This is a genomic window from Baaleninema simplex PCC 7105 (assembly GCF_000332355.1).
GTDB lineage: Bacteria > Cyanobacteriota > Cyanobacteriia > Cyanobacteriales > Geitlerinemataceae > Baaleninema > Baaleninema simplex.
Window position 1 is genome coordinate 603,275 of sequence record NZ_KB235962.1, and the last position, 7,040, is coordinate 610,314.

Consider the following 7,040-nt stretch of genomic DNA (forward strand, 5'->3'; position numbering starts at 1 on the left):
TCGACTTCGCTCGCTTCGACTTCGCTCAGCGTTGAGTCCGAGCGGAGTCGAGGACTCAAATACTGGTTTGGCCCAACCCGACAAGTCCCTCTATCCCCCCAACCATCCCTCCAACCCCCCTTTCAAAGGGGGGCGAAGGGGGGATAGAGGGCTAGGGGGGGATGTGGTGAAGACGTCTTGAAACCTAGCTTATCGGAAAAGGATGGAGTATTCGCCGGGAAACGACGAGACGAACTCGGTGGCGATGAGGTACTCGCACTCGCACTTCCTTAACTCAAGTTAATACGAAAAAAGGAGAAAGCCTCCCGAACGCGAAAAGCTGTCAGGAGGCGAGTCGATCGACGTCAGCGTTTGGGCGATAAAACGAGGTTGAAATCAGCTTGTTCGCGATCTTCAGCAAAGGCAATTGAAAAACTAAAGCTGCGGATCGATCGCATTGTATCGACAAACGTATTCATATTGGCAGAAGGGGGCGGCGGAGGAAAACTATTTAAAAACAAGGTATTGACGAACGCCCAAGCTGAGCCGAAATTGTAGTATAAATAGCCCGAATTTGTCGTGGGAAAGGGCGCGATCGCCGTTTGGAAATTGTAGCTGTCAGCCAAACCCAAACGGGGTTGGGGGTACAGTTGCGAGGCGGGAACCGTCCCAGTCGCAATTAACAGCGTGTTGTCGTCGAGCCAACCGTGACTCATTTGACTGACGGAGGAACCGTCGAACAAAAAAGGAGCGTTCCAACTCACGAACGGTTCGCCTGCAATATTGGTGGTATCTACCAAGACGAGACCCTCGCCGACGCGTCCCACGAAGTCATCGAGAGTGGAGAGAAAGCGTTCGGCGGCGGGACGATCGCTCGTTTCGAGTAAAATTCCCACACCGACTTGAAACTCAGGGCTGAAACTCGGAAACAAACCGCCGTTGGAGGGAAACGCGACGAGCGCAAATTCGCCATCCATCCAACTGAGAACGTCGCGATCGAAATCGAGTTCTAAGTTTTCCTCAACGCCTCGACGCAGTTGTTCGACAAACCCAGCCAGTTCTGGGATTTGACTGTACGCCTCTAAAATTAACCTCAACCCTTCGCCTAGGTTTTTCCCGTTAACGGAACCGTAAACCGTGGCGGGGAGATACTCGAGGAGGCGATTGTCGTTAGTGGCGTTGGCAGCGATATCCGGTTGCGGTTCGCGATAGTGTGCGCGAAACTGACCCCGAATGCCCGTGTCGTTCGTCCAAATGAGGGCTTCTCCGGTGGTGTAGGCTTGGCTGTAGATTTCCGCTAAATTGGCAAAGGTTTCGCCCTCGCCAGTGGGAATCGGCAGTCTGTTGAATTGTTGGGCAATTTGTTTGAAATTGCCGTAAAACGCAATTAGAGAGCGATCGAACGCCTCGTGAGCTAAGAGATTTTGAAACCCAGGAACCTCGGCGAGAGGCTTCACAGTGTTGGGAACGTCGAGAAAGCCCCGTAAATCCTCAGCAGTGGCGGCGAATACCACGTATCCCGGCAAACGGGCGATCGCGAGACTGGGGGCGTACAGCGGTGTCGGAGGAAAGAGTACGGTTGGAATGTCGTCAGTGGGAGTCTCTGGTGGCGTTGACGGAGCGGTTTGCGCCAAGAGCGATCGCTTGAAATCGCCGAAATAGTTAGAATAGACGGCGATCGCTTTGGTTAACGAACTTTCTGAAGCGGGATCCAATCTCTCTTCATTCCCTGGAACTTCTTCCAACACGGGTGGAGGCGGTGGATTGTCCGCCGGAAAGAACAGAAATTCGACGCCGTTGTGGGTTTGGATTTCCGGAGATTGGCTGCGGCTGTCTCGCACGCGATCGAGATAGCGATCGAACGCGTCCTCATCTTTTAAAGGAAGCAACGTAATATTGTAGGTGGGAACCTCCGAGGAAATCGCAGAAACAGTCGATTTCGTAAAGGCTGCCCACTCTCCCGCCCACGATCGCACGTTCGCATCGAAATCTTCGTTCGACAGGGGAACGAAAGGTAAAACACCGGGTGCGTCGATATTATCGGGAACTCCGGCAAACTGCGCCAAATCCGACCAGGTATTATCCGTTCGGAATAACACCACTGTCGCTGCGTTCGCTGGAATATACTGTGTGACGGCTGGCGGAACGATTTTGGCCGGTTCGGGTTCGGCGGCATGACCCGCAGAAATTCCCCCAAACGCTAGAAAAGCCAGAGTTAGAAAATGCTTCATTGTGAATTGAATATTGACCAAAAAACCGGGATACAAGCCCCGTCCCTTCGACTTGGCTCACTTCGACAAGCTCACTTCGACAAGCTCACTTCGACAAGCTCACTTCGACAAGCTCAGTGCAAGCAGGGCAAGCAGGGCAAGCAGGGCAAGCAGTGCGAGCAGGGCAAGCCTTCTAGGACGGCTTTTTACTGGGTTCTGGAAAACGAGCAATTAAACTTCTAATTAGTTCTGATTGTGTCATACCACGCCTAACAGCTTCTTCTAAAAGCTGTCTTTTTTCATATTCGGCAACTCTCAAAAATATTTTCTCGGTTTTCATATTCTCTTGGTGCGCGTACCCTTCGACTAAGCTCACTTCGACAAGCTCACTTCGACAAGCTCACTTCGACAAGCTCACTTCGACAAGCTCACTTCGACAAGCTCAGTGCAAGCAGGGCAAGCAGTGCAAGCAGTGCGAGCAGGGCAAGCGCTCGCGCCGTACGACGGCGCGGGGTCGCACCGCAAATTGTCCGATCGAATAGCAATATATTCAGTATACTATAATTAAGGGTGACAAACTAATGAAAGCCAGATACCAATATCGTTTTTATCCAACAGACCAACAAAAGCAGAGCTTAGCTTGTTTATTCGGCTGTGTTCGTGTTGTCTATAACGATGCTTTGGCTATCTGCAAACAATCTGAGAAAAAACCTAAGTCGTCCGAACTCCAAAAAATAGCGATCGCTCAGGCAAAAAAGACTGAAGCTAGGGCGTGGTTGAGCGAGGTATCAAACATACCTTTACAACAGTCTGTAGCCGATCTAGAGACAGCTTTTAAGAACTTTTTTGGTTCTTGCAAAGGCAAAAGAAAAGGTCGTAAAGTTGGTTATCCTAAGTTTAAAAAACGGACTAATAGCCAATCAGCACGGTTCAGGATTGGAGGTTTCTCCATTAAAGACAAAGGTGTTTATCTTGCAAAGATTGGCGTTGTTAAGCCTGTCTGGTCAAGAGAGCTACCCGCAAGTCCTACCTCTGTAACTGTTATTAAGGACTGTGCTAACCGTTACTTCCTAAGCTTTGTCGTAGAAGTTGAGCCAATCAGTATTGATGCTAAAAACCAAAGCATTGGCATTGATTTAGGAATTAAAACTTTTGCTGTGATGAGTAATGGTGAAAAAACGGCAAGTCCTTGTTACAAGCATTTAGACCGCAAGCTTCGCAAACTTCAGCGCAAGTTAGCACGACAGCAGAAAGACTCAAAACGCAGAAACAAAACCCGTATTCAGATAGCCAAACTACACAATCAGATTGCAGACACTCGCCAAGACTTCCTACACAAACTATCAACCAAGGTCGTTAGTGAAAACCAAACTATCATTTTGGAAGATTTGAACGTGTCAGGAATGGTTAAAAACCGTAAGTTGTCTAGAATTATAAGTCAACAAGGCTGGCGAGAGTTCAGGGTATTGGTTGAAGCAAAGTCTGAAAAGTACGGACGCAAGTTTGTAGCGATCGGACGTTGGGAACCCACCAGTCAAACCTGTTCTAATTGCGGTTATAGGTGGGGAAAAATTGATTTGTCTGTGCGGTCAGTGATTTGCCTAAATTGCGGTACAGAACACGACCGAGATGATAATGCGTCTAAAAATATAGAAATGGTCGGCATGGGGCATCGGCACGACCTTAAATGTACGTCGAGAGATGGTCAGACTACTTCGGTAGCACAACTCAATGAAGCGTAAAGAATCCCCACGCCTTCAGGCTGGGGAGTATGTCAAAACGGATGACTCGAATAATGGAAAATCTCCCCATCAACTGGTTGGGGCGGTGCGTGACGATTTATGGGTAAGCACGATTTACACCCGATTTTTCGAGTCACGTACCCTTGTATGTAGGCGGTGTACGTTGGCAGTGAGACTCTTTCAGGGAAGCATTAAGAGTGTAGAGTGAAGAGTTAAAGAAGACTTCCCACTCTACACTCTGCACTCTACACTGTTTGCGGCTCATTACTTTACTCACTGTAAAAGCCTGGTGACTGTATTTACCGTCCCATTAACTTCACCAGACCGATTCCTGAAAAATACAACATCGCCACCGCTCCCCCGAGTAAACTTTGCGTGAGAGGGTCGGTCGAAGGCGTTAACACCGCACCGACGACCGCCGCCGACAGCACCACGTACCGCCACCCCGAGAGCATTTGCTTCGAGGATACGATTCCCAATCCACCAAGGAGCGCCTGCAATACTGGAACTTGAAACGCGATTCCAGTACTGAACAGTAGCAGGAGAATCGTCTTGAAATACTCGTCGATCGACCATTGTTGCGCGACGACGCCTTCTCCATAAGACACAAAGAAGTTCAACGCCGCCGGAATCAAAGCGAAATACGCAAACACCAAACCGCCGAGGAACAACACGCTCGATCCCAACACCACCGGAGCGATCAGCCGTTGTTCCCGCCGCGTCAAACCGGGTAAGACAAAGCGGACAATTTGATACAGAATAAACGGCGTCGCCAGCAGTAAGCCAGAATATCCCGCCACCTGAATCGAAACGAAGAAAAACTCACCGGGGCGAATTTGCACGAAGTCCACCCCTTGCGCGGGAGCTTCGAGAATGCGAACGATGGGTTTGACGGTGACAAAACAGGCGGCGATCGCCACGAACACCGCGATAATCGAGTAGAAAATGCGCTGTCGTAACTCTTCTAAATGGTCGAACAGCGACATTTCCACCTCATAAGGGAATTCGTCGAGATGCTCGTCCTGCGTATCGTTCGTGTCTTCAGAAGATTGGATGTTTTGGGTGTCTGGAGGCGATGTCATGAATCCGTGTAAGTGAGCCGATCGTACTTTTTCTTAGTTTGACACTCCCACGAATCGAATTCGTGGGATTCTTGGTTCAACGATCTGACTTACGCATTTGACTCGGAAGCCAAATGCCCAGAGGCCAATATCACGCCGGCGCGTTCGCGCCCATTTCAGAGAGCCGGTTCTGGTCTGCCCGACCGTACCGTGGAGTTCAAAATCTGTGAATCTCCATGCTTGACGCTTGAAGTTTTTACCCACACAAGCTATTTTCCATGTGGAACCCCATAACTTCAGTTTTCAAGGTTCTCATCTTTCGATGCCAGGTTTTTTATGAGGTTAGCGACCTGTGCCTCAAGTAGAATTGTAGCCTCGAAGCTTAAAAGCTTCAACACGTTCGTCCCACGCTTAAAAGACGTGGGCTTGGCTCCCTTTCCTGTAAACGTCCGCCGTCGAGAAAGGGGGAAAAACCGAACCGAGATCGATCGCTGCGAACTCCAAATAATCAACTAAGATAATAAACTGTGGTTTGTGTTACCAGGTTAGATCGCCGTGTTACGTTCCCTCGCTGCCGACTTTCGCATCATCTTCGATCGCGACCCTGCCGCCCGAAACTGGTTAGAGGTGCTGTTTTGCTACCCCGGCTTACAGGCGCTCATGTTCCATCGAGTGGCACACTGGCTCTATCACATTGGCATTCCCTTCTTCCCTCGTTTCATGTCCCATCTCTCTCGCTTCATCACGGGAATTGAAATCCATCCCGGTGCCACTATTGGCGAAGGAGTCTTTATCGACCACGGAATGGGAGTTGTGATTGGGGAAACCGCCATCATTGGCGACGGTTGTTTGATTTATCAAGGTGTCACCCTCGGCGGAACCGGGAAAGAAAGCGGTAAACGCCACCCCACCCTCGGAGAAAACGTGGTGGTCGGGGCCGGAGCAAAAGTTCTTGGAAACCTGCTGATCGGTAATAACGTCCGCATTGGGGCGGGTTCGGTGGTGTTACGAGACGTTCCCTCCGATTGCACGGTAGTCGGTGTTCCTGGGCGCGTGGTGTACCGCTCTGGCGTTCGCGTGAATCCCCTCGAACACGGACAGCTTCCCGACTCGGAAGCGCAAGTCATCCGCAGTTTGGTCGATCGCATTCAGGTTCTCGAGCAGCAAGTCGAGCAACTTCGAGAGCAACCTCAACCTGTCTACGTTTCGTCTGACGGAGAGGAGATTTGCGTCGGAGCCGCTCCCAACTGCCAGCTTCGCGATCGCGTGATTCGCGAATTCCTCGACGGTTCGGGAATTTAGGGTTTGCCGATTTCTCCGATGTACTGTCTCCCTACCCCCCACTGTGAAGTTGCCGCTTTTTCGATGTCCGCTATCATCGAGCAGCAAGGCGAATCCACAACGCACTTGGGTTTGCTAGCAGAGTTCATCACGATTAACCGACGTTCGTTAATGCGCTGCTCCTGCTAAGGGGATTCGGTTACAAAATGGCGTAAGTGGCTGTAAACCACTCCCAACGAGTTTAGGGCTATCTGAGTGAGTTTTTTTCGCTCACTTTCTTCAAATAATCCTCCTAATAGTTTGTAATACTCCATCCGTTTCCGATAAGCTAGGTTTCAAGAAGTCTTCACCCCAACCCCCCTTCGCCCCCCTTTCAAAGGGGGGCGAAGGGGATGGATGGGGTGATAGATAGACTTGTCAGGTTGAACAAAACCAGTGTTTGAGTCCTCGACGCCGCTCGGACTCAACGCTTCGACTCCGCTCAGCGTTGAGATTCGGATTCCGTATGACTTCTTGACACTCCCCAGCTATCACGGCGTGGGGATTCTTCCTTCAACGATCCGACTTGCTCTGACAGGTTTGCACCAGCCAAAGTAGCGGTCAAATCTCCAGAAGCGTTCACCTCGACTGCGCTCGGTGAGCGAAGCCGAACCAAAGTTCCGGTATGCCCTACCGTACTCAAGGCAGCGTTCAGGATGTTGATGGCTGCGTTGTGGTCTCTATCCAACTCGCACCCACACTGGCAAACGTGAGTTCGAGTCGAGAGA

At 50.5% G+C, this 7,040-nt stretch carries 5 protein-coding genes and 1 pseudogene; 2 read left to right on the forward strand and 4 right to left on the reverse strand.

The features are described from left to right. Window positions 1-344 precede the first annotated feature (344 nt). Window positions 345-2,210 carry a DUF3352 domain-containing protein gene (locus GEI7105_RS0128150; RefSeq protein ID WP_017663692.1) on the reverse strand — a complete coding sequence of 622 codons (1,866 nt, stop codon included), beginning with the start codon at window positions 2,208-2,210 and terminating at the stop codon, window positions 345-347. A gap of 560 nt (window positions 2,211-2,770) precedes the next feature. Here GEI7105_RS0128150 and GEI7105_RS0128160 point away from each other — a divergent pair. Further along, on the forward strand, window positions 2,771-3,931 hold the full coding sequence (locus GEI7105_RS0128160; protein WP_017663694.1) for an RNA-guided endonuclease InsQ/TnpB family protein: 1,161 nt from the start codon (window positions 2,771-2,773) through the stop codon (window positions 3,929-3,931). 299 nt (window positions 3,932-4,230) lie between these two features. Here the strand turns inward: GEI7105_RS0128160 and tatC are convergent, their stop codons facing one another. Further along, the gene (tatC, locus tag GEI7105_RS0128165) at window positions 4,231-5,013 is read right to left on the reverse strand and encodes a twin-arginine translocase subunit TatC (RefSeq protein ID WP_017663695.1); all 783 of its coding nucleotides are present in this window, start codon (window positions 5,011-5,013) and stop codon (window positions 4,231-4,233) included. Window positions 5,014-5,547: 534 nt separating this feature from the next. Here tatC and cysE point away from each other — a divergent pair. Next, window positions 5,548-6,294, forward strand: coding sequence for a serine O-acetyltransferase (gene cysE / locus GEI7105_RS0128175; RefSeq protein ID WP_017663697.1), 747 nt, complete (start codon window positions 5,548-5,550; stop codon window positions 6,292-6,294). 2 nt (window positions 6,295-6,296) lie between these two features. Here cysE and GEI7105_RS40220 read toward each other — a convergent pair. Both GEI7105_RS40220 and GEI7105_RS35695 read right to left on the reverse strand, forming a co-directional pair. Next, window positions 6,297-6,581, reverse strand: a pseudogene (locus GEI7105_RS40220) (transposase); the annotation flags it as partial. 173 nt (window positions 6,582-6,754) lie between these two features. Then, window positions 6,755-7,040, reverse strand: a 286-nt coding sequence (locus GEI7105_RS35695) for a zinc ribbon domain-containing protein (RefSeq protein WP_144054105.1), incomplete at its 5' end; no start/stop codon positions are given.

Coding starts and splice junctions, on each gene's coding strand:
- GEI7105_RS0128150 (WP_017663692.1), bottom strand. CDS start 2,210: ATGAAGCATTTTCTAACTCTGGCTTTTCTAGCGTTTGGGGGAATTTCT.
- GEI7105_RS0128160 (WP_017663694.1), top strand. CDS start 2,771: ATGAAAGCCAGATACCAATATCGTTTTTATCCAACAGACCAACAAAAG.
- tatC (WP_017663695.1), bottom strand. CDS start 5,013: ATGACATCGCCTCCAGACACCCAAAACATCCAATCTTCTGAAGACACG.